The organism is Streptomyces sp. NPDC002130 (genome assembly GCF_040296465.1).
In the GTDB taxonomy this organism is placed as follows: domain Bacteria; phylum Actinomycetota; class Actinomycetes; order Streptomycetales; family Streptomycetaceae; genus Streptomyces.
This window is the reverse complement of the sequence record NZ_JBEOXI010000983.1, coordinates 1-1,253: the sequence shown is the minus strand read 5'-3', so window position 1 is coordinate 1,253 and position 1,253 is coordinate 1. Positions and strand designations below refer to the sequence as shown.

Genomic DNA, 1,253 nt, shown 5'->3' with positions numbered 1-1,253 from the left:
CCACCCTTGCGGGGGTCCGGCGGGGCGGGCCGGCCGGACCACCGCAGATCCTCGGTGTCGCCCGAGGGGGCTCCAGGGTGCGCAGGGGAGCCGGCTACTGCGTCTCCCGTCGCGTCGGTGCGCTCGCCGGTGTCGCTCTCAGGTGAGGGTGATGGAGGTGGCGACGGAGGCGCTGATGGCCGTGCCGACGGAGACGCCGGTCCAGAAGCCCGGGGCCTCCAGGGCCTCCAGCTCCTGCATCTCCAGCTCGCCGAGCTCGGCGTGCTCGATGTTCTCGACGGTGCCCAGGTTCTCGTTCATGTCGGTTGCCTCTCTGAGGGGTTCTACGGGTTGGTGTGGCACGGAAGTGCCGGTGGTGCGGTGGTGCGGGACGGTGCTGCCGGGCTGATCAGGTCAGGGTGACCGAGACGCCGACCGAGACGCCGGCGGAGAAGGCGACGCTGAACGTGCCCCAGCCCGGGGCCTCCAGGGCCTCCAGCTCCTGCATCTCCAGCTCGACGGGCTCGGCGTGCTCGATGTTCTCGACGGTGCCCAGGTTGTCGTTCATGTCGGTTGCCTCTCTGAGGGGTGCTACGAGGGGTTCTGCGGAGGTGCTGACCGAGGGCCGATCAGGTCAGGGTCACCGAGACGCCGACCGAGACGCCGGTGGAGAACGCGACGCTGATGGTGCCCCAGCCCGGGGCCTCCAGGGCCTCCAGCTCCTGCATCTCCAGCTCGACGAACTCGGCGCTCTCGATGTTCTGGACGGTGCCCGGGTTCTCGCTCATGTCGGTTGCCTCTCTGCGGGGTTCGGTGGACGGGGTGGTGCGGATCCGGGGGTCCCCCGGCTGCCGCGCGGCCCACGGGGAGCCGGGCGGCAGCCGTCGGGGAGGTCCGGCCGTGCGCGGGGCACGGTGCGGTGGATCGGAGCGGCGGGAGCCGGCTCGATCAGGTGAGGCTCCAGGCGACGGAGACGATCGAGATGCCGACGCTGACACCGGCGCTGGTGGCCCAGCCCGGGGCCTCGATGGACTCCAGCTCCTGCATCTCCAGCTCGGTGCCGAGCTCCTGCAGCTCCTGCTCGACCGGGGTGTTGCGCGCCATGGTGTTCTCCTCGTGTTGTCGGTTCGGTATGCGGACTGTGCGGTGGTGCGGGTGGTGCTGGTGCTCCTCCGGGTCGGCGCTCAGGCCGCCGGGAGGGGTTCGGGGGAGCCGGCCACGGAGGCGGTCGGCTCGGTGGCCTCGGCGAGGAGCGCGGCGACGTCGTCGGCGCT

Annotated in this window: 4 protein-coding genes; all 4 read right to left on the bottom strand. The window is 71.7% G+C overall.

Features of this window, described 5'->3' with window-relative positions; all coding sequences use genetic code 11:
- Positions 1-138: 138 nt before the first annotated feature.
- On the bottom strand, positions 139-300 hold the full coding sequence (locus ABT116_RS47635) for a daptide-type RiPP (RefSeq protein WP_351647685.1): 162 nt from the start codon (positions 298-300) through the stop codon (positions 139-141).
- A gap of 88 nt (positions 301-388) precedes the next feature.
- Positions 389-547 carry a daptide-type RiPP gene (locus ABT116_RS47630; protein ID WP_351647682.1) on the bottom strand — a complete coding sequence of 53 codons (159 nt, stop codon included), beginning with the start codon at positions 545-547 and terminating at the stop codon, positions 389-391.
- 61 nt (positions 548-608) lie between these two features.
- Complete coding sequence (locus tag ABT116_RS47625) at positions 609-767, bottom strand: daptide-type RiPP (RefSeq protein ID WP_351647677.1); 159 nt, start codon at positions 765-767, stop codon at positions 609-611.
- A gap of 160 nt (positions 768-927) precedes the next feature.
- Positions 928-1,083 (bottom strand): daptide-type RiPP, encoded by a 156-nt coding sequence (locus tag ABT116_RS47620; RefSeq protein WP_351647673.1) that lies wholly within the window; start codon positions 1,081-1,083, stop codon positions 928-930.
- Positions 1,084-1,253: the final 170 nt, after the last annotated feature.

Excerpts from the sequence above, each read along its gene's own strand:
- ABT116_RS47635 (WP_351647685.1), bottom strand. The coding sequence starts at position 300 with ATGAACGAGAACCTGGGCACCGTCGAGAACATCGAGCACGCCGAGCTC.
- ABT116_RS47630 (WP_351647682.1), bottom strand. The coding sequence starts at position 547 with ATGAACGACAACCTGGGCACCGTCGAGAACATCGAGCACGCCGAGCCC.
- ABT116_RS47625 (WP_351647677.1), bottom strand. The coding sequence starts at position 767 with ATGAGCGAGAACCCGGGCACCGTCCAGAACATCGAGAGCGCCGAGTTC.
- ABT116_RS47620 (WP_351647673.1), bottom strand. The coding sequence starts at position 1,083 with ATGGCGCGCAACACCCCGGTCGAGCAGGAGCTGCAGGAGCTCGGCACC.